This is a genomic window from Pseudomonas sp. IPO3747, assembly GCF_013385245.1.
Taxonomy (GTDB): domain Bacteria; phylum Pseudomonadota; class Gammaproteobacteria; order Pseudomonadales; family Pseudomonadaceae; genus Aquipseudomonas; species Aquipseudomonas edaphica.
Map to the genome: position 1 here is coordinate 1 of NZ_JACAQL010000018.1, position 20,586 is coordinate 20,586.

Here is a 20,586-nt window from a genome sequence, read left to right on the forward strand (position 1 = left end):
ATCAAGACACAAGCGGGCTTGCCCGCGATAGCGGTGTATCAGTATCAGATGTTTTGACTGACACACTGCAATCGCGGGCAAGCCCGCTCCCACAGTGGTTTCCAACGTACTCAGGATTTTGTGTGTCGAAACTATTCGCTGCACACAATTTTCACATCTTTTCCAAGACAATTCGGCGGTTTTACGGCTCTCCCAAGGCTCTAACTCACGTGCCATTAAAGGCCGGGCCACGGCGCACGTTCAGTAATTAATAGCGTTGATGCCATTGATCGGGCACCATTTGCGCCACCGCGTTAACCGCCTACCCCAGCCAGCCTGGGCGAGGGACGGACGCCACTGCATAATTTCGAAACTTAAACTTCCAATGGGTCCTAGAACGACATGGCAAACCCGGACGCCCTGAGTCAGCAGCGAGCTTCTAATCGCTTGCTGCAACCGACCGTCAAATCCCATCTGGCATACACGCTGCTTTGCGCGCTGGTCATGATGGTGATGTTCTCCCTGCTGCGCCTGGCGCTGCTGGTCTACAACCGCGAGATGATCCTCGACACGCCCGCCTCGACCTTCCTCGAGGCCTTCGTCAACGGCACGCGCTTCGACATCCGCTTTGTGATGTACGCACTGGTTCCGCTGCTGCTGGCCTTGTTCAGCGTACGGGCCATGGCGGCGCGCGGGTTCTTCCGTTTTTGGCTGACCATCGCGTCCAGCATTGCCCTGTTCCTGGGCCTGATGGAGATGGACTTCTACCGCGAGTTTCACCAGCGCCTCAACGGCCTGGTCTTCCAATACGTGAAGGAAGACCCGAAAACCGTGATGAGCATGCTCTGGTACGGTTTCCCGGTGGTGCGCTACCTGCTGGCCTGGGCCGTAGGCACGCTGATCCTGAGCATCGCCTTCAAGGGCGCCGACCGTGCGACACGCCCACGTGGTCCGTTCAGCGGCGGCACCGTCGGCACTCGCCAGGTTGCTCCGTGGTACAGCCGCATTGCGGTGTTCGTGGTGTGCCTGCTGATCGCCGTGGTCGCCATTCGTGGCACCCTGCGCCAAGGCCCGCCGCTGCGCTGGGGTGATGTCTACACCACCGACTCGAACTTCGCCAACCAGTTGGGCTTGAACGGCACCCTGTCGTTGATCGCCGCAGCCAAGTCGCGCTTCTCCGAAGAGCGCTCGAATATCTGGAAAGCCACGCTGGACCAGCCGCAGGCTACCCAGACCGTGCGTGACATGCTGGTGTTGCCGCAAGAGAAACTGGTGGATACCGACACCGCCGCCGTGCGCCGTGACTACACGCCACCGGCCGAGAAAACCCTGCCGATCAAGAACGTCGTGGTGATCCTGATGGAAAGCTTCGCCGGTCACTCGGTCGGCGCACTGGGCCGCCCAGGCAACATCACGCCGTACTTCGACAAACTGTCCAAGGAAGGCCTGTTGTTCGACCGTTTCTTCTCCAACGGCACCCACACCCATCAGGGTATGTTCGCCACCATGGCGTGCTTCCCGAACCTGCCGGGTTTCGAATACCTGATGCAGACCCCGGAAGGCAGCCACAAGCTGTCGGGCCTGCCGCAGTTGCTCAGCGCGCGCAAGTTTGACGACGTGTATGTCTACAACGGCGATTTCGCCTGGGACAACCAGTCGGGCTTCTTCAGCAACCAGGGCATGACCAACTTCATCGGGCGCAACGACTTCGTTAACCCGGTGTTCTCCGACCCGACGTGGGGCGTGTCCGACCAGGACATGTTCAACCGTGGCCTGGAAGAATTGAAGGCCCGCGAAGGCGGCAAGCCGTTCTACGCCCTGCTGCAAACCCTGTCCAACCACACGCCGTATGCGTTGCCGACGCCCTTGCCGGTCGAGAAAGTCACCGACCGTGGCAGCCTCAACGAGCATTTGACGGCCATGCGTTACTCCGACTGGGCCTTGGGCCAGTTCTTTGAAAAGGCGCGTAAAGAGCCGTACTTCAAGGAAACCCTGTTCGTGATCGTGGGTGACCACGGTTTTGGTAATGAACAGCAGATCACCGAGATGGACCTGGGCCGCTTCAACGTACCGATGCTGATGATTGCACCGGGCATGCAGGAGAAGTTCGGCGAGCGTGACCACACCGTGGGTACCCAGATCGACATCGTGCCGACCATCATGGGCCGCCTGGGTGGCGACACCTTGCACCAGTGCTGAGGCCGCGACTTGTTGAACCTGCCGGAAGGCGACAAGGGCTTTGGCGTGATCAAACCGTCGGGCAGCGACCAGACCGTCGCCCTGGTCACTGCTGACCGCATCCTGGTACTGCCTAAAGAGATGCCACCGAAACTGTGGGAATACGAACTGGGCGCTAACCCGACCGGTAAGGTGATTCCTGAATCGCCGGACGAAGCCGCGCTGAAACAGAAACTTGAGTCGTTCCTGCAGACGGCCACCAAGAGCCTGTTGGATAACACCGCCGGTGTGATCGACGGCAAGCCGGACTAATAATCCGGGCATAAAAAAAGAGGCCTTCTAGAAGGCCTCTTTTTTTTGTCCGGATTTTATATCCGGCCGAGTAGCAACAGCACCAACAGTACCACCAGTACCACACCCAGAATACCCGACGGCCCATAGCCCCAGTTACGAGAGTGCGGGAACACCGGCAGGCCGCCGACCAGCAGCAGGATCAGAATTATGATCAGAATCAGGCTCATGTTTTTTTCCTTGTAGGCCTTCTGAAAAGACCGGTTGTTTAACGACAGGCCCGTGGGTTTATTTACGGACGCCTTAACAACTCCGACTGTGCCGTTGTGGAGAAAATTCCATAGTTTCTTAAAGCATTTCGCACACTGGCTTATTTCTTTTAATGCGTTCGCAATAATGGGCACTTAGTTGAAAAAGATTGAACTTACGCTATAAGCCGGGCTGCTACCTGGCTGGCGGTTTGCCTGAGGCATTCATCAATTGGATGGTGCGTGGGTGCAGGAAAAACCTTCGCTACACTGCCGATCACTTCTTCCGTGAACTACAAGGCTACTTACCTATGCAAAATCGCATGATGATCACTGGCGCCGGATCCGGCCTGGGTCGCGAAATCGCGCTGCGCTGGGCACGCGAGGGTTGGCAGTTGGCCTTGTCGGACGTCAGCGAGCCAGGCTTGCAGGAAACCCTGAAGCTGGTGCGCGAGGCCGGTGGCGATGGCTTTATCCAGCGCTGCGACGTGCGTGACTACAGCCAGCTCACCGCCTTTGCCCAGGCTTGCGAAGTGAAGCTGGGCGGCATTGATGTGATCGTCAATAACGCTGGCGTGGCCTCGGGTGGTTTTTTTGCCGAATTGTCCCTGGAAGATTGGGACTGGCAGATTGCGATCAACTTGATGGGCGTGGTCAAGGGCTGCAAGGCGTTCCTGCCGCTGCTGGAAAAGAGCAAAGGACGGATTATCAACATCGCGTCCATGGCTGCGCTGATGCAGGGGCCGGCAATGAGCAACTACAACGTGGCCAAGGCCGGTGTGGTGGCGTTGTCGGAGAGTTTGCTGGTGGAACTCAAGCAGCAGGAAGTCGGTGTGCATGTGGTATGCCCGTCGTTTTTCCAGACCAACCTGCTGGATTCATTCCGTGGGCCAACGCCTGCGATGAAGGCGCAGGTCGGCAAGTTGCTGGAGAGTTCACCGATTTCGGCGGCGGATATTGCCGATTACATTTATCAGCGGGTGGCAGAAGGGGAGTTCATGATTTTGCCCCACGAGCAGGGGCGCATGGCGTGGGCGTTGAAGCAAAAGAACCCGCAGTTGCTGTATGACGAGATGACGCTGATGGCCGACAAGATGCGCGCCAAGGCCCAGGCAACCAAGGGCTGATGATGATCGTTCCCACGCTCCGCGTGGGAATGCCGCCCCGGACGCTCCGCGTCCCGCTTTTGAAGGCGTGACGCGGAGCGTCACCGGATGCGTTACCACGCGGAGCGTGGGAACGATCAGAAACTGGGGCTTGTCTGTCAGCAAAATTACCGGGCTACGTAGGCCTTTCCTGATTTTACTGCAAGCCATTGCTGCGTCAAATCCAATCGCGCATGGTCAAGGTCCTGTCACTCCAAAAGGACAACCGCCATGCTGGTCTTAAGCCGCGCTGTGGGCGAAGTCATCTCCATCGGCGATGACATCGCCCTGCACATCCTCGAACTCAACGGTACCCAAGTGAAATTCGGCATCGAGGCCCCGGTGGGTGTGAATGTCCATCGGGCCGAGGTGTATCGCAAGATCCTCGAACGCCAGGCCACAGAAACCCATGCCGAACCCAACCGCTGAACCCTGCTCAGTCAAACAGATGCTTGGGCACGTCGTGCTTGAGCATCAACTGGCATTGCTCGCTCTCCGGGTCGAACACGATCAGGGCCTGGCCCTTGGTCAGCGCTTGGCGCACGCGCAGTACGCGGGTTTCCAGGGGCGTGTCGTCGCCATTGTCGGTACCGTCGCGGGTGACGAAGTCTTCGATGAGGCGGGTCAGGGTGTCGACTTCAAGTGCGTCGTAGGGAATCAGCATACAAGCCTCGGAGGTAGGAACCCGGCGATGCTACTGCGCCGGGGGCCCTTGTTACCAGCAGTTACCATCAGTTACCAGTAGTTGCCAGTGTCAGGACTTCTGTCCGACCAGGCTGTCCACCGACGGCACGCGGGTGTCGCTCTCCATTTGCGTTTCGTGCTCGATCTGATGACTGAACCTGTCCAGCGAACCCTGGGCCGGCTGTGCGTCGCTGGCAAATACCGGCGGGCTGAGGATGTACGCGCCCAACAGGCGGCTGAGTGCGGCCAGGCTGTCAATGTGTGTGCGCTCATAGCCATGGGTCGCATCGCAGCCAAACGCCAGCAGCGCGGTGCGAATATCGTGGCCGGCGGTGACTGCCGAGTGGGCGTCGCTGAAGTAATAGCGAAACAGGTCGCGGCGCACCGGCAGTTCATTCTCCGATGCCAGGCGCAGCAAGTGACGGGACAGGTGATAGTCATACGGCCCGCCGGAATCCTGCATCGCCACACTCACCGCGTGTTCGCTGGAGTGCTGGCCGGGCGCGACCGGGGCGATGTCGATACCGACAAATTCACTGACGTCCCAGGGCAGGGCGGCGGCGGCGCCACTGCCGGTTTCTTCGGTGATGGTGAACAGCGGGTGGCAGTCGATCAGCAACGGTTCGCCGCTGTCGACAATCGCCTTGAGTGCGGCAAGCAGGGCGGCCACACCGGCTTTATCGTCCAGGTGGCGGGCGCTGATATGCCCGCTCTCGGTGAATTCCGGCAGTGGGTCGAACGCCACGTAGTCACCGATGCTGATGCCTAACGAGTCGCAATCGGCGCGGGTGGCGCAGTAGGCGTCCAGGCGCAATTCCACGTGGTCCCAGCTCACCGGCATTTCATCTACGGCGGTGTTGAACGCGTGCCCGGAGGCCATCAACGGCAGCACGCTGCCACGGATCACGCCGTTGTCGGTAAACAGGCTGACACGGCTGCCTTCGGCAAAACGGCTCGACCAGCAGCCCACCGGTGCGAGCGTCAAGCGGCCGTTGTCTTTGATCGCACGCACGGCGGCGCCGATGGTGTCCAAGTGCGCGGAAACAGCGCGGTCGGGGCTGTTTTTCTGGCCCTTTAGCGTGGCGCGGATGGTGCCGCGCCGGGTCATTTCAAAGGGAATGCCCAGCTCTTCCAGGCGCTCGGCGACGTAGCGCACGATGGTGTCGGTGAACCCCGTGGGGCTGGGGATGGCAAGCATTTCCAGCAGCACTTTCTGCAGGTAGTTGAGATCCGGTTCGGGGATGGTTCGGGTCATGGAAACTCCTGATGAGTTGAGGGCGATCGTTCCCACGCGCAGCAAAGGAATGCCTCACTGGACGCTCTGCGTCCGCTCTTGTGACGCGGAGCGTCACCGGCTGCATTCCCACGCAGAGCGTGGGAACGATCAGTGGTCAGGCGGTCGGCTGACTGTGCGGAAACAACAAATCCACAAACTTCTCCGCTGTCGGTTGCGGTTCGTGATTAGCCAGCCCGGCGCGTTCGTTGGCTTCGATAAACACATACTCGGGCTGGTCGGCGGCGGGCACCATCAGGTCCAGGCCGACCATGGGAATGTCCAATGCACGGGCGGCGCGCACGGCGGCGTCTACCAATGTCGGGTGCAGGATCGCGGTGACGTCTTCCAGGCAACCGCCGGTATGCAGGTTGGCGGTACGGCGCACCGCCAGGGTTTGGCCACGGGGCAAGATGCTGCTGTAGTCGTAACCGGCGGCGTGCAACGTGCGTTGGGTTTCGGCGTCCAGCGGGATTTTGCTCTCACCATCGGTGGCCGCCTGGCGGCGACGGCTCTGGGCTTCGATCAAAGCACCGATAGAGTGCTGACCATCACCGGTAACCTCGGCCGGGCGCCGAATTGCAGCGGCAACTACCTCAAAGCCGATCACCAGGATGCGCAGGTCGAGGCCTTCGTGGAAACTTTCGAGCAGCACACGGCTGTCGAATTGACGCGCCGTCTCGATGGCTTTTTGCACCTCCTCGATGGTCTGCAGATCCACTGCCACGCCTTGGCCTTGTTCGCCATCGAGCGGCTTGACCACGATGCGCTGATGCTCGTCGAGAAACTCCAGGTTGTCGTCGGCACTGCCGGCCAATTGTTGCGACGGCAGTTTCAACCCCGCTGCGCTGAGCGTCTTGTGGGTCAGGCTCTTGTCCTGGCACAGGGTCATGCTGATGGCGCTGGTCAGGTCGCTCAACGACTCGCGGCAACGCACACGGCGCCCGCCGTGGCTGAGGGTGAACAGGCCGGCGTCGGCGTCATCCACTTGCACATCAATGCCACGTCGATGGGCTTCTTCGACAATGATGCGCGCATACGGGTTAAAGCCTGCCTGCGGGCCGGGGCCGAGAAACAGCGGCTGGTTGATGCCGTTCTTGCGCTTGATCGCAAAGGTGGTCAGTGCGCGAAAACCGAGCTTGGCGTAGAGGCTTTTGGCCTGACGGTTATCGTGCAGCACCGACAGGTCGAGATAGCTCAGGCCACGGCTCATAAAGTGCTCTACCAGGTGGCGCACCAGCACCTCGCCCACTCCGGGGCGCGTGCATTGCGGGTCGACCGCCAGGCACCACAGGCTGCAACCGTTTTCCGGGTCGTGGAAGGCTTTTTGATGGTTCAGGCCCATCACGCTGCCGATCACCGCGCCGCTGTCTTCATCCTCGGCCAGCCAATACACCGGGCCGCCTTGATGGCGTGGTGTCAGGCGCTCGGCATCGACGGGCAGCATGCCGCGGCCTTGATACAGCTGGTTGACCGCCTGCCAATCGGCATCGGTTTGCACGCGGCGAATGCGAAAGCCGCGAAATACCCGCGTAGCGGGGCGGTAATCGCTGAACCACAGGCGCAAGGTGTCGGAGGGGTCGAGGAACAACTGCTGCGGGTCAATCCCGAGGATTTGCTGGGGCGCTGCCACGTACAGCGCGATGTCGCGCTCGCCCGCCTGTTCATTGAGCAGTTCCTGGGCCAGGCTGGCCGGGTCCGGAAAGGTATGCCCGATCAATAACCGGCCCCAGCCGCAATGCACGGCAATCGGCTCGGCGCCCAGTGGGCTGCCGTCTTCAGCCAGGCGCGCCTGCAGGCGCTCGTAGGTCGGCGCCTGGCCCTTGAGCAAGCGTTGGCTGTAAGCCGCTGCAAGAGGTTTCATCGATCAGATTCCTTGTTCGCTGAGCCACAGGTTCAGCGCCGCCAGTTGCCATAGTTTGGAGCCGCGCAGCGGCGTCAGTTGGCCTTGCGGGTCGGTCAGCAGGCGGTCAAGCATGGCCGGGTTGAACAGGCCGCGATCCTGGCTTGGGTCCATCAGCAAATCGCGCACCCAGTTCAAGGTATCGCCCTGCAAATGCTTGAGGCCCGGCACCGGGAAGTAGCCTTTCTTGCGGTCGATGACTTCGCTGGGGATGACTCGGCGCGCGGCTTCTTTGAGCACCTGCTTGCCGCCATCGGGCAATTTGAATTTGCCTGGCACACGGGCTGACAGTTCTACCAGGCGGTAGTCCAGGAACGGCGTGCGCGCCTCCAGGCCCCAGGCCATGGTCATGTTGTCGACGCGTTTGACCGGGTCGTCCACCAGCATCACGGTGCTGTCCAAGCGCAAGGCCTTGTCCACGGCGGCGTCCGCGCCGGGCATGGCAAAATGCTCGCGCACAAAGTCACCGGCGGCGTCATTGGCGGTCAGCCATTTTGGCGCGACGGTGGCGGCATAGTCGTCGTAGCTGCGGTCGAAAAATGCGTCTCGGTAGGCGGCATACGGGTCGTTGGCGCCGTCCACCTGCGGGTACCAGTGGTAACCGGCGAACAGTTCATCCGCGCCCTGGCCGCTTTGCACCACTTTGCAATGTTTGGCCACTTCCCGCGACAACAGGTAGAAGGCGATGCAGTCATGGCTGACCATCGGCTCGCTCATGGCACGGAACGCTGCCGGCAGTTGCTCGATGATTTCGCTTTCGGCGATGCGCAACTGGTGGTGACGGGTGCCGTAGTGTTTAGCGATCAAATCCGAATACTGGAACTCGTCGCCACGTTCGCCACCGGCGTCTTCAAAACCGATGGAGAAGGTCGACAAATCCTGCACGCCGACTTCCCGCAGCAGGCCCACCAGCATGCTCGAATCGACACCGCCCGAGAGCAGCACGCCGACATCCACGGCCGCACGTTGGCGGATCGCCACGGCTTCGCGGGTGCTGTCGAGCACGCGGTCGGTCCAGTCTTCGAGGCTGAGGTTTTTTTCATCCTCGTGCGGGCCGTAAGGCAGGGTCCACCAGGTTTTCTGTTCGGTGGTGCCGTTGGCATCGATGCGCATCCAGCTTGCCGGCGGCAGCTTTTCGATGCCTGCCAGCAAGGTGCGCGGTGCAGGCACCACGGCGTGGAAATTGAGGTAGTGGTTGAGTGCGACCGGATCCAGGATCGGGTTGATATCGCCGCCCTTAAGCAGGGCCGGCAGCGCTGAGGCAAAACGCAGGCGCTGGCCGGTGCGCGACAGGTACAACGGCTTCACACCCAGACGGTCACGGGCGATAAACAGGCGCTGCGCGTCACGCTCCCAGATGGCAAAGGCAAACATGCCATTGAGCTTGGGCAGCAAGGCTTCGCCCCAGGCGTGATAGCCCTTGAGCAGCACTTCGGTGTCACCGCCGGAATAGAAGGCGTAGCCCAGGGCTTCCAGCTCTTCACGCAATTCCGGGAAATTATAGATTGCACCATTGAACGCCAGGGACAGCCCCAGCTGGGCGTCGACCATCGGTTGGGCGGAGCCGTCCGACAGGTCCATGATCTTCAGGCGGCGGTGGCCCAGGGCAATCGGCCCTTGGGCATGGAAACCCCAGGCGTCCGGGCCTCGCGGGGCAAGGTGATGGGTGATTCTCTCTACGGCTGCCAGGTCGGCAGGTTGATGATCAAAGCGTAACTCGCCAGCTAGTCCACACATAAATTCCTTACCGGTTTTTCCGTTGGGGAGGGCAATACTCGATACGCCCGACAGGGCGCGTACCCAGAAACTGACCCAGTGCTATGCGTGGAGTTTTAGACCGATAAGTTATAAGGCAAATAGCCGCGATGCTCGCGACGGCGTCGTTTCTTCCCTCACGGTGATCAGCGTGTCGCCGGTTTTCCTCGAACCAGCGCGCGCAAGGCAAACCGGTTCGGGTGGCAGGCTTCGGCCACGCTGGCCGGCACCGGCAGCGGTTCGTCGCTCAACCAGGCGGCCAGCAGTTCGCCGCACAGGGGCGCGGTGATCAGCCCGCGTGAGCCGTGGCCGCTGTTGATATACAGGCCCGGCAACCACGGGCAGGGCGTATCCGGGACTTGCCGGGCGTCTTTGCCCAGTACGGCATAAGCCTGTTGGAACGCAGCGCTTTCGGCCAAGGGGCCGACGATTGGCAGGTAGTCAGGGCTGGTGCAACGAAAGGCGGCGCGGCCTTGCAAGTGTTCGGCGTTTAGTGAGTCAGCGCCAAGACGCAGCAGCAGGTCTTCGGAAATCTCCCGCAGCATCGCAAGGTTGCCCGTGTGCTCGGCGAGGGTGGGGGTGAGGTCTTCATTGTTGAAATCAAAACTGGCGCCCAAGGTGTGTTCGCCAAGGCGCGCGGGTGCCACATAACCTTCGGCGCACACCACGGTGGCCAATGCCGCACTCGCCGGAGTTTGCGCCAAACGTGTGATCTGCCCGCGAATGCGCTTGAGCGGCAAGCCCGCACTATGCGGGAATCGCTTGATTTCGGCTGCACCGGCCAGCACTACCACGTTGGCGCTTGCCAGTACGTCATCGCCGTCACGGGCTTGCCACTGCTCGTCGACGCGGTGCAGCTCCAGCGCCTCGTGATGGGTAAGCACCTTGATAAGCGGATGCGTGGCTTGCCATTGGCACAGCGCCGGTGGATGCACCCAGCCACCTTCGGGGAAAAACAGCCCGCCCTGGGCCAATTGTATGCCGGCCTGTAGTTGAGCCTGATCGCGGCCCAGCAGGTGCAACAGATCCGGTGCGAAGGCCTCGGCCAGTTGCGCCTGGCGTTGGGCTTCCTTGGCGTCAAACGCCAGTTGCAGGACACCGCAACCGTCCCAGTCAACGCCGCGCTGCAAGTGCTCCAGCAGGCGCCGGGTGTGGCCGAAACCGCTGAGTATCAGCTGCGACAATGCTGTGCCATGGGCCGACAGCTTGAGGTACAGCACGCCCTGCGGGTTGCCCGAGGCTTCCTGGGCCAGGGCGGCGTGACGTTCCAGCAAGCTCACGCGCCAACCGCGAGCGGCCAGGCTGGCGGCGGTGGCGCAACCGGCCAGGCCGCCGCCGATGACCATGGCGTGGCGTTCGCCTTCGATGCCTGCCGGGCGCGCAAACCAGGGTTTGGGTGTGGCCGGCGGTGGCGTATCTTCGGGCCAGCCGAGGAACTCACCGCGCAGTATTTCCCATTTATGGCCGATGCCCGGTGTGCGTTTCATCTTGAACCCGGCGGCATTGATCAACCGGCGTACCCAGCCGGTGCTGGTGAAGGTGCTGATGGTCGAACCCGGTGCCGCCAGGCGCGCCAGTTCGGCGAACAACTCAGCGGTCCACATGTCGGGGTTCTTGGCCGGGGCAAAACCGTCGAGAAACCACGCGTCGATTTGCGCGTCCAGTTGCGGCAATTGCTCCAGGGCGTCGCCGATCAACAGCGTCAGGGTCACCCGGCCGTTATCCAGCACCAGGCGCTGGAAGCCTTGATGGATCGCAATGTACTGAGCCAACAGTTGCTCGGCGAAGGCACTGAGTTCCGGCCAGAGGGCCAGGGCGCGTTGCAGGTCGGTGTGGCTCAGAGGGTACTTTTCCACACTGACGAAGTGCAGTCGCGCACCGGCCACGGCGTGCTGTTCAAACAGTTGCCATGCGCAGAGAAAATTCAAACCCGTGCCGAAGCCGGTCTCGCCAATGACCAGTCGCCCACCCACCGGCAGGGCCGCAAAGCGCGCCTGCAAGCGGTTCTGCTCAAGGAACACATAGCGGGTTTCTTCAAGGCCCGACTTGTCGGAGAAGTACACATCATCGAAGACCCGCGAGTGCGGTCGACCTTGGTCATCCCAATCGAGCTGGGCGTGGGTGATGGGGTTCATGGGCGACTCATAAAAAAAGCAGACAAAGGCAAGGCGGCCATTCTAGCCGATCACGGGGCAGAGGGCTGATTGCGGGTGGTAACCCAATAGATTTTGCATGGAAAAAACTGCTGTGCGCAGCCTCCAAGCCATCAACAATCAGCGCTAATCCTGGGCAGATTGCTGCGGTATCGTCATTCCTTGATTGATAGGCAATAAAGGATATTGCTGATGCGCACCCAGGATGATTTGAACAATAAACTGAGCCAATTGACCCAGAGCCAGCTGCAAGCGGCCTTGCTGGAAATGACGGGCGATCTGGACAAAGCTCAGGTGCTGCAAAAGCAACTGCCTGGCTGGATGGTCAACGCGCCGCCCGGCGTGCTGGATGCATTGACTAAAGATGCCCTGCAGGTTGCAGATGCCCAGGCAGCCGTCGCCGAGCGATTGAAGCCATTGCAGGCGCTGGATGAGTTTTGCAGTGAGCGGCTCAAGCAATACTGCTCTACGCGATGGCAACGGGTTGTGGACCCCAAAAAAGATCTATTTATTCGTGCGGTAAACGAATACGAGAAAGAGGTCTTGCCGTTGAAGTATGTGAAGACGGTGAGGTTGGTGCAGGACAGCCTGCTGCATGTGGCGATGCAGAATTTCTCAGAGGATGAAGCCCGGGCGCAGCACTTTCCCGTCGGGTCGCTGTTGCAGTCGGGGTCTGCTGATCGTGAAGTCATTGGCATTACACCCCTCGAGTTTGCGCAGGGGTGTCGCGCCCTGGATCTTGGCCGCTTGTATCAGCAGCACATCAGTGACGTGCTTGAACTTGACAGCGACCCGGCAGGTGATAAGCCTTACCTCAATAATGTAGCGACCGATATCGGCCGGATGAAAATCCTGGACGTAAAAGTCGACGCCCATATTGCCTTGATGCGAGGGGACATTACCCAAGGCACCTACGCGATGTTGTGCACATTGCTGGACCGCCAATTGACGCCGTCCCAGGCCCAGGCCGAAGGGGTGCTGTACGACGGGCGCCCGGTCATTTGGCAAGGGCTCAATACCCAGGGCGGATGCCTGTGGAGCATTCTGGTGTTTTCCGCTCGCTCGATTGCGCAATACCCGCAAGCGCCTTGCGTGGTGTACATGCCCAATGAACCGGAACGGCCATTCTTTGAGTATGCCTCGCTTGACGACTTTCAGGTCTACCTCAAGCGCAAGCTTGCACTGGCCGCGTACCGTGCCTTCTTTACGCGTTACCTGAGCCAGGGGGACCGGGTTGGGTTCTTCACCCGTTTCGATCAAGCCCAGAGCCTGGGGGCGCTGGACGCCAACCCCATTACGGCCAGCCTGGCGCGGCACTTTTTCGACACTTACGCCGCAAAGCTGCAAGCCGATGCACGGGCCCTGGCGGTGCCGGTGGCCGAGGTCGATGAGGACGTCCGTGAGCAGCGCTTGCAGACGTATCTGGACGCCGGTTTGACGGTGCTCAACCTCGCAGGGTTTGTCGTCCCGGAGCTGGGGTTATTGATGACAGCCGTGGCGGTAGGCCAGATGCTCGGGGAACTCTATGAGGGCATTGAAGACTGGCGCCGTGGTGATAAGAATGAGGCGTTCCAGCAGTTGGCAGTGATCGCGCAAAACATCACGTCGATGGTGTTGTTCGCGGCAGGGAGCAAGGTTGTCGGTTCGGCCATGCAGCGTACCGGCCTTAATCTGAATGGTTTTTTCCGTAAATTCGAGGTGATAAACCCCGCTGTGGGCAACCAGCGGCTGTGGCGTCCGGATATCACGCAATACGTCCATGATCAGCGCCTTGGCGACGAGCAGGTTGCCGACGCGTCGGGAATCTACACGGTGGAGGGGCATTCGTACGTCAAGGTCAATGACTGTATCCACCGGATCGCGTTCGACGCGAGACTGGATCAATGGCGGGCCAGCCACCCGGTGCGGCAGACGGCTTATCGCCCGAAATTGCTGCATAACGGTGAAGGTAGCTGGCGTTTTGCGTTCGAGAAGCCCGACGAGTGGGAGAACCCGGAGTATCTTTTTTCGCGGTTGAAACCGACAGGTCCCGGCTCTTCGCTCCCTCCTCGCAAACTTCTACAGATCAAGGCCATTATGGATTTGCCCGATGATTGGGGCGTCTATCAGGCCCAGGAGTGTCTGCCGTTTCCCGCACGCTTTCGCGATCTGTACGAACGTTTCAGGCTCGATCAGTCCATTCGCGATTTGAACTGGCAGTTGGAAAGCGGTGCTTCCCCCAACATTGAAAACTCGACCTTGCAGATGCATGCCTTGCCCCTGTTACCGGGGTGGCCCGCCGGGCGCTATTTTGAGCTGCTGGATGCAAAGCGCAGTGTCATGGCGCGTTACCCTGCCAGCGAACCTTACGATGCAGGCCTGCGTTTGACGATCACCGAGCCGATGCTCAGTGAGGGGAAAGTGTTTGAAGTGCTGTTGTCCGGGCTGGATGACGCACAAAAGACCGGCTTGTTGGGAGAGGGCGTAGACGCCGATCAGGCCCACACCGTGCTGGCGCGTCAGTTGCTCGCGCATCTGAAGGCTGATCGCAAGCCGCTGTTTGAGCAGTTGTATCAGACCTATGATGGGCCCGTACCGCCGGAATGGGCGTTGCTCAGGCGCACCTACCCGCAATTGCCCTGCACGCTGATGCGCGAATTGATGGCCGAAACGACCACCGTGCAGCGTGAGTCCCTGCGCGATAATCAACGGGTTCCCATGGCGTTGGCCGAGTCAGTGCAACGTGCTCTTGAGGCACAACGCCTGGACCGCGCCTTGATGGGGTTTGAGCAGCCAGAGTTGGCCAGCCTGGATACTGCCCTCATCGCTGTTCGGACAATGCCGCGCTTGGCGGGGTGGGGGGCAGAGCTGCGGCTTGAGTTGCGCCAGGACTCGCCTCAAGGCGACTTGTTGGCCTTGGGCGCGTTCAAAGACGCTGGTGTGCGGCGAGTAGTAGTCAGGTCGAACGCAGGGTTTGAAGCGTTCAACGACAACGGCCGCAGTCTCGGCGGACCTTATGCCGGGCCGGACGGCCTGTTCGAGGCGATCGATGCAACGCTGATGGATGGCCAGCGAGTGGCATTGGGATTGCCGCTGAAGGACGCCAGTAACATTTGGCGTTTGCGATACATGAGTGCCTCGCAAGCGAAAGGCGATCGGGAACTGGCTGTCGAGGCTTTTTCCAGCCAGGTCAGCGAACCGGCGTCGCAGGGGGTGAGCTGTGAAATGGCCGATTTGCCGACGGGGCCGTTGGTTCATCCAGCCGCACTGGTGCGTAAGGTAAAGCGTTTGTACCCATTGTTCAGTGAGGCTCAAGTGTCTTCGCTATTGATGACGTTGGGCGCTGACCATCTGGCCCGGGCCAAGGCGGTCAAACGTTTGAAGGCAGAACTCGGCCATTTGCGCGCGCTGCTCAAGCATTGGAAAACCGATATCCAGGGCATGGAGACACAGCCGGGCCTGAGTGACGTTCGTACTAGCCGCCAGCAGGTGGCTGAGCGCATTGAAGCGTGTTGGCGGCGTCAAAGCTTTGCTCTGGATGAGCATCAGACGTCCGTTGCCAGTTTGAACCTGGATGGGATGCGCGTTGGCTCACTGCCGACGCTGCCAGCCGACATACGTTTCGACCATGTTCGGCAGTTGTCACTCAGGAACATGCGACTGGGCGATGACGTCGCCTATTTCCTGAAGTGCTTTAAAGGCGTGCAGCATTTGAAACTGGGGCGTAACCGACTGACCCGCTTGCCGGAGGTATTTTCGCGAATGCTCGACCTGGAAAGTTTGTCGATGCCCCGCAACCGTCTTGTGCTCACCGAATACACCCGACTGAAACTGGCAGACCTGAATACGTTGCGCCTGCTGGATCTGAGCCACAACCCGCTGGACAAGTTGGTGGATGTCAGCCGGATGCGTGACCTGCACACCCTGTTGTTGCAGGACACCAAAATCGTCGACTTACCCGCAGGGCTTGGGCGCCTGGCTCACCTGGAGCAAGTGGACCTGCGCGATAACGTGATCACCGTGTTGCCTGAGTGGTTGTTTACGGTGTCACGCAGTTTCAGCCAGTCGATTGACCTGGGCGGCAACCCGCTCTCCAGTACCACGATAACCGCGCTTACGCGTTACCGTGACGAAGTGGGAATTGGCATGGGGTTTGTAGAGGACGATCAGCCACGCATGACCGAACTGAAGGCCAGGGCATTGTGGTTGCCGGACGAGGTGGCCGCCCGAGAGGCCCACAAATCTACCGTGTGGGCCAACCTGCGGGATGACCCGGACTCGACGCCGTTGTTCCACTTGCTGGCTGAGCTGTCCGGTACTGCCGACAATCGTCATGTGCACGAGGACTTGACCCGGCGGGTCTGGGACGTGTTGCAGTCGACCCACGACAGTACCGATCTGCGCGAGCAGGTCTTTCAACTGGCGGCTCATCCGGCGAACTGCGCAGACGACGCCGCGCAGATTTTCAGTCAGATGGAGGTGCTCAAGGAGGTCGAGAAGGCAACGCAGCAGGCCGGTCGTGTAAAAGGCAATTCCGGGGCACTGTTGAACTTGGGCCGAGGGTTGTTTCGCCTCAGCGAGCTGGAGAAAATTGCGGCCACCTACGCTGTCGAAAACGCGTCCGTGGACCCGCTGGAAGTCAGCCTGGCATTCCGGGTAGGGTTGGCCAAAACCCTGCAGCTACCGGGGCAGCCCAAGCACATTCAATATGGAGAGTTTGCCAATGTGACCAGCGACAGTCTGGAGGTGGCGCACTCCCAAGTGCGCACGGCAGAGCTGTCCCCCACGTTCTTGCGTTTTATTTCACAGCTGGCGTTCTGGAAAACCCACCTCAAGCAGCAATTTTCCGGTGCGTTCGAGTCGGCGACAGAGCCCTTTGATACGCAGCAGCAAGCACTTTTTGAGAACAGCCAGAATCTCACCGACGCGCAGTACCTTGAGCAAATGGAGGCCCTGCGTTCGCCTCGCCGGCAGGCCATTACCGAAGTGGTAGAGCGGCTCACACAGCAGATGTTGAGGCAGCATGACCTTGGCATTTGCCATCTGCCAGGGAACTAGCCATAGGGGACGGCGATTGATCCATGGCAACTGTTTTGGAATTCTTTGAGTGGCGTGGTGCCCAATCCGCTAGTCTTGAGCCATCTTGAAATGGAGCTGCCCATGTTCGAATCCGCCGAAATCGGTCACGCCATCGATAAAGACACGTATGACGCCGAAGTGCCGGCCCTGCGTGAAGCCTTGCTGGAAGTACAGTACGAACTGCAACAGCAGAAGCGCTTCCCGGTGATCATCCTGATCAATGGCATCGAGGGCGCGGGCAAGGGCGAAACCGTCAAGCTGCTCAATGAATGGATGGACCCACGGCTGATCGAAGTGCGCACCTTTGACCAGCAGACTGACGAAGAACTGGCGCGCCCACCGGCGTGGCGCTATTGGCGTCAACTGCCGGCCAAGGGGCGCATGGGCATCTTTTTCGGCAACTGGTACAGCCAGATGCTGCAAAGCCGCGTGCATGGCCAGATCAAGGACGCGCGCCTGGACCAGGCCATCGCCGGTGCCGAGCGCCTGGAAAAGATGCTCTGTGATGAAGGCGCGCTGATCTTTAAGTTCTGGTTCCACCTGTCCAAGAAACAGATGAAGGCACGCCTCAAGGCGCTGGCCGACGACCCGCTGCACAGCTGGCGCATCAGCCCGCTGGACTGGCAGCAGTCCGAAACCTACGACAAGTTTGTGCATTTCGGCGAGCGCATCCTGCGCCGTACCAGCCGTGACTACGCGCCGTGGCATGTGATCGAAGGCGTGGATGCGAATTACCGCAGCCTCACGGTGGGCAAGATCCTGCTCGAAAGCCTGCAAAACGCCTTGAAGCTGCCCAAGGGCAAGGCCAGCGGCATGAACCCGGCGCCTTTGATTGCCTCCGTGGACAAGAAGGGCCTGCTCGACAGCCTCGATTTGACCCAGCGCCTGGAAAAAGATGATTACGAAGAGCAACTGATTACCGAGCAGGCGCGCTTCTCTGGCTTGATGCGCGACAAGCGCATGCGCAAGCACGCATTGATCACCGTGTTTGAAGGCAACGATGCGGCGGGCAAGGGCGGCGCGATCCGCCGCGTGGCGGCAGCGCTGGACCCGCGCCAGTACCATATCGTGCCGATTGCCGCGCCGAGTGAAGACGAGCGCGCCCAGCCGTATCTATGGCGCTTTTGGCAGAAGATTCCGGCTCGCGGCATGTTCACCGTGTTCGACCGCTCGTGGTACGGCCGCGTATTGGTGGAACGCATCGAAGGCTTCTGCACCCCGACGGACTGGATGCGTGCCTATGGCGAGATCAATGACTTCGAGGAGCAACTGCGCGATGCGGGCGTGATCGTGGTCAAGTTCTGGCTGGCGATCGACAAAGATACACAGTTGGAGCGCTTCCAGGCCCGTGAGGAAATTCCCTTCAAACGCTTCAAAATCACCGAAGACGACTGGCGCAACCGCGACAAGTGGGATGACTACCGGGCGGCGGTGGGTGACATGGTCGATCGCACCAGCACCGAAGTGTCGCCCTGGACCCTGGTGGAAGCCAACGACAAACGCTGGGCGCGGGTCAAGGTGCTGCGCACCATCAACCGCGCGCTGGAAGAAGCGTTCGACAAGACCGACAAGCACGATAAGAAGAAAAAGAAATAAAGCTGGCGGCACTTCCTGTGGTGAGGCTCCCGTGGTGAGCGACGCTTCTGTGGCGAGCAGGCTTGCCCTGCGTTGGGCTGCGCAGCAGCCCCCGACCCAGGCAGCGCGTTCTTTCTGGTAGACCTCATTGGCAGGTTTTGGGGCCGCTGCGCAGCCCAGCGCGAGCAAGCTCGCTCGCCACAGTCTGCGTCGCCTCCAAGACCTGTGGTGAACAGAGGCTTCTGTGGCGAGCAGGCTTGCCCTGCGTTGGGCTGCGCAGCAGCCCCTACCCAGGCAGCGCGTTCTCTCAGGCAGACCTCATTGGCAGGTTTTGGGGCCGCTGCGCAGCCCAGCGCGAGCAAGCTCGCTCGCTCGCCACAGTTTGCGTCGCCTTCAAGACCTGTGGTGAACAGAGGCTTCTGTGGCGAGCAGGCTTGCCCTGTGTTGGGCTGCGCAGCAGCCCCCGACCCAGGCAGCGCGTTCTTTCTGGTAGACCTCATTGGCAGGTTTTGGGGCCGCTTCGCAGCCCAGCGCGAGCAAGCTCGCTCGCCACAGTTTGCGTCGCCTCCAAGTCCTGTGGTGAACAGAGGCTTCTGTGGCGAGCAGGCTTGCCCTGCGTTGGGCTGCGCAGCAGCCCCCGACCCAGGCAGCGCGTTCTCTCAGGCAGACCTCATTTGGCAGGTTTTGGGGCCGCTGCGCAGCCCAGCGCGAGCAAGCTCGCTCGCCACAGTTTGCGTCGCCTTCAAATCCTGTGGTGAACAGAGGCTTCTGTGGCGAGCAGGCTTGCCCTGCGTTGGGCTGCGCAGCAGCCCCCGACCCAGGCAGCGCGTTCTTTCTGGTAGACCTCATTGACAGGTTTTGGGGCCGCTTCGCAGCCCAGCCCAGCGCAGGGCAAGCCTGCTCGCCACAGAAGCCTCGTTCAGGCGGTCATGCTTTTGTATATGCCAGGTGAATGATCGTCGCGGTTGGGCAGGCCGGCCTCTATGCTCGGTCCATCTCCCAACCACAAGATCGAGGTAGCCCATGCGTGAAGTAGTGATCGTCGACAGCGTGCGAACCGGCCTGGCCAAGTCCTTTCGTGGCAAGTTCAACCAGACACGCCCGGATGACATGGCGGCCCATTGCGTCAACGCGCTGCTGGCGCGTAATGGCGTCGACCCGGCGACGGTCGAGGATTGCATCGTCGGCGCCGGCTCCAACGAAGGTGCCCAGGGCTACAACATCGGGCGCAACGTGGCGGTGCTCTCGCAACTGGGCACCGGGACGGCGGGCATGACCCTCAACCGGTTCTGTTCCTCGGGCTTGCAGGCGATTGCGATTGCGGCCAACCAGATTGCCTCGGGTTGCAGCGATATCATCGTTGCCGGTGGCGTCGAGTCCATCAGCCTGACCATGAAAAGTGTCAACACCGATAACCTGATCAACCCGCTGCTCAAAGAGCAGGTGCCGGGCATCTACTTCCCCATGGGCCAGACTGCCGAGATCGTCGCGCGCCGCTATAACGTCAGCCGCGAAGAACAGGACCTGTACGCCCTGCAAAGCCAGCAACGTACCGCCCAGGCCCAGGCCGACGGCTTGTTCAACGATGAAATCGTGCCGATGGCCGTCAAGTACAAGGTCGAAGACAAAAACACCGGCGAGGTGCAGGTGCTCGATGGCGTGGTCGACCGTGACGACTGCAACCGCCCGGACACCACACTGGCCAGCCTCAATGGCCTCAAGCCGGTGTTTGCCGAAGACGGTTCGGTGACGGCGGGCAACTCTTCGCAGTTGTCCGATGGCGCTTCGATGACTTTGGTGATGAGCCTGGAAAAAGCCCTGCAATTGGGACTCAAACCCAAGGCGTTTTTCCGTGGCTTTACCGTGGCCGGTTGCGAGCCGGACGAGATGGGCATCGGACCGGTGTTCTCGGTACCCAAATTGCTCAAGGCCAAGGGTTTGCAGGTGGCGGATATCGACCTGTGGGAGCTTAACGAAGCGTTTGCCTCGCAGTGCCTCTATGCTCGCAATCGCCTGGAAATCGACAATGGCAAATACAACGTCAACGGTGGCTCGATCTCCATTGGCCACCCGTTCGGCATGACCGGGTCGCGGCAGGTCGGGCACCTGATGCGTGAGTTGCAGCGACGTAACCTGCGCTACGGCATCGTCACCATGTGCGTGGGCGGTGGCATGGGCGCTACCGGATTGTTTGAGGCGGTGCGTTAGTCAATCGACAGCTCACACCTATCCATACAAAAGGGGGAGCGTGCTCCCCCTTTGCGCATTCGCTGTTTGGTAATAATCAGGTACTTCTCTGCTTGTTTGATTAGTTGCTCAAAGTCCGTAAACACGGTTATTTTTT

11 protein-coding genes and 1 pseudogene are annotated in these 20,586 nt (G+C 60.5%); 6 read left to right on the plus strand and 6 right to left on the minus strand.

Annotated features, from left to right (window positions below):
- Window positions 1-381: 381 nt before the first annotated feature.
- A pseudogene (locus tag HX790_RS20470) lies at window positions 382-2,469 on the plus strand (LTA synthase family protein).
- Window positions 2,470-2,525: 56 nt separating this feature from the next.
- Here HX790_RS20470 and HX790_RS20475 read toward each other — a convergent pair.
- Window positions 2,526-2,678, minus strand: coding sequence for a DUF3309 family protein (locus HX790_RS20475; RefSeq protein WP_015885095.1), 153 nt, complete (start codon window positions 2,676-2,678; stop codon window positions 2,526-2,528).
- A 329-nt stretch (window positions 2,679-3,007) separates the two neighbouring features.
- Here HX790_RS20475 and HX790_RS20480 point away from each other — a divergent pair, with 329 nt between their 5' ends.
- Both HX790_RS20480 and csrA read left to right on the plus strand, forming a co-directional pair.
- Window positions 3,008-3,823, plus strand: coding sequence for an SDR family oxidoreductase (locus HX790_RS20480; protein ID WP_017137819.1), 816 nt, complete (start codon window positions 3,008-3,010; stop codon window positions 3,821-3,823).
- Between the two features lie 249 nt (window positions 3,824-4,072).
- Window positions 4,073-4,270 (plus strand): carbon storage regulator CsrA, encoded by a 198-nt coding sequence (csrA, locus tag HX790_RS20485; protein WP_176992024.1) that lies wholly within the window; start codon window positions 4,073-4,075, stop codon window positions 4,268-4,270.
- 7 nt (window positions 4,271-4,277) lie between these two features.
- On the opposite strand, the gene HX790_RS20490 is transcribed toward csrA, so the two are convergent.
- The 5 genes from HX790_RS20490 to mnmC all read right to left on the minus strand — a co-directional run bounded on the left by HX790_RS20490 (window position 4,278) and on the right by mnmC (window position 11,591).
- The gene (locus HX790_RS20490; RefSeq protein ID WP_003192759.1) at window positions 4,278-4,505 is read right to left on the minus strand and encodes a YheU family protein; all 228 of its coding nucleotides are present in this window, start codon (window positions 4,503-4,505) and stop codon (window positions 4,278-4,280) included.
- 90 nt (window positions 4,506-4,595) lie between these two features.
- The gene (locus tag HX790_RS20495) at window positions 4,596-5,780 is read right to left on the minus strand and encodes an osmoprotectant NAGGN system M42 family peptidase (protein WP_017137817.1); all 1,185 of its coding nucleotides are present in this window, start codon (window positions 5,778-5,780) and stop codon (window positions 4,596-4,598) included.
- Between the two features lie 136 nt (window positions 5,781-5,916).
- Window positions 5,917-7,662, minus strand: a complete 1,746-nt coding sequence (ngg, locus tag HX790_RS20500; RefSeq protein ID WP_176992025.1) for an N-acetylglutaminylglutamine synthetase — start codon at window positions 7,660-7,662, stop codon at window positions 5,917-5,919.
- A gap of 3 nt (window positions 7,663-7,665) precedes the next feature.
- A complete protein-coding gene (locus tag HX790_RS20505) occupies window positions 7,666-9,438 on the minus strand; it encodes an N-acetylglutaminylglutamine amidotransferase (protein ID WP_169984785.1) in 1,773 nt (590 codons plus the stop codon).
- Window positions 9,439-9,602: 164 nt separating this feature from the next.
- Window positions 9,603-11,591, minus strand: a complete 1,989-nt coding sequence (gene mnmC, locus HX790_RS20510) for a bifunctional tRNA (5-methylaminomethyl-2-thiouridine)(34)-methyltransferase MnmD/FAD-dependent 5-carboxymethylaminomethyl-2-thiouridine(34) oxidoreductase MnmC (RefSeq protein WP_176992026.1) — start codon at window positions 11,589-11,591, stop codon at window positions 9,603-9,605.
- 210 nt (window positions 11,592-11,801) lie between these two features.
- Between mnmC and HX790_RS20515 the strand changes: the two genes are divergently transcribed.
- The 3 genes from HX790_RS20515 (at window position 11,802) to HX790_RS20525 (ending at window position 20,450) form a co-directional block, all read left to right on the plus strand.
- The gene (locus HX790_RS20515; protein WP_176992027.1) at window positions 11,802-16,646 is read left to right on the plus strand and encodes an NEL-type E3 ubiquitin ligase domain-containing protein; all 4,845 of its coding nucleotides are present in this window, start codon (window positions 11,802-11,804) and stop codon (window positions 16,644-16,646) included.
- A gap of 102 nt (window positions 16,647-16,748) precedes the next feature.
- A complete protein-coding gene (pap, locus tag HX790_RS20520; RefSeq protein WP_017137812.1) occupies window positions 16,749-18,263 on the plus strand; it encodes a polyphosphate:AMP phosphotransferase in 1,515 nt (504 codons plus the stop codon).
- Window positions 18,264-19,265: 1,002 nt separating this feature from the next.
- Window positions 19,266-20,450 (plus strand): thiolase family protein, encoded by a 1,185-nt coding sequence (locus tag HX790_RS20525; RefSeq protein WP_176992028.1) that lies wholly within the window; start codon window positions 19,266-19,268, stop codon window positions 20,448-20,450.
- The last annotated feature ends 136 nt before the right edge of the window (window positions 20,451-20,586 follow it).

What these genes read in the sequence shown, in the direction of transcription:
- HX790_RS20475 (WP_015885095.1), bottom strand. Translation starts at nt 2,678, where the DNA reads ATGAGCCTGATTCTGATCATAATTCTGATCCTGCTGCTGGTCGGCGGC.
- HX790_RS20480 (WP_017137819.1), top strand. Translation starts at nt 3,008, where the DNA reads ATGCAAAATCGCATGATGATCACTGGCGCCGGATCCGGCCTGGGTCGC.
- csrA (WP_176992024.1), top strand. Translation starts at nt 4,073, where the DNA reads ATGCTGGTCTTAAGCCGCGCTGTGGGCGAAGTCATCTCCATCGGCGAT.
- HX790_RS20490 (WP_003192759.1), bottom strand. Translation starts at nt 4,505, where the DNA reads ATGCTGATTCCCTACGACGCACTTGAAGTCGACACCCTGACCCGCCTC.
- HX790_RS20495 (WP_017137817.1), bottom strand. Translation starts at nt 5,780, where the DNA reads ATGACCCGAACCATCCCCGAACCGGATCTCAACTACCTGCAGAAAGTG.
- ngg (WP_176992025.1), bottom strand. Translation starts at nt 7,662, where the DNA reads ATGAAACCTCTTGCAGCGGCTTACAGCCAACGCTTGCTCAAGGGCCAG.
- HX790_RS20505 (WP_169984785.1), bottom strand. Translation starts at nt 9,438, where the DNA reads ATGTGTGGACTAGCTGGCGAGTTACGCTTTGATCATCAACCTGCCGAC.
- mnmC (WP_176992026.1), bottom strand. Translation starts at nt 11,591, where the DNA reads ATGAACCCCATCACCCACGCCCAGCTCGATTGGGATGACCAAGGTCGA.
- HX790_RS20515 (WP_176992027.1), top strand. Translation starts at nt 11,802, where the DNA reads ATGCGCACCCAGGATGATTTGAACAATAAACTGAGCCAATTGACCCAG.
- pap (WP_017137812.1), top strand. Translation starts at nt 16,749, where the DNA reads ATGTTCGAATCCGCCGAAATCGGTCACGCCATCGATAAAGACACGTAT.
- HX790_RS20525 (WP_176992028.1), top strand. Translation starts at nt 19,266, where the DNA reads ATGCGTGAAGTAGTGATCGTCGACAGCGTGCGAACCGGCCTGGCCAAG.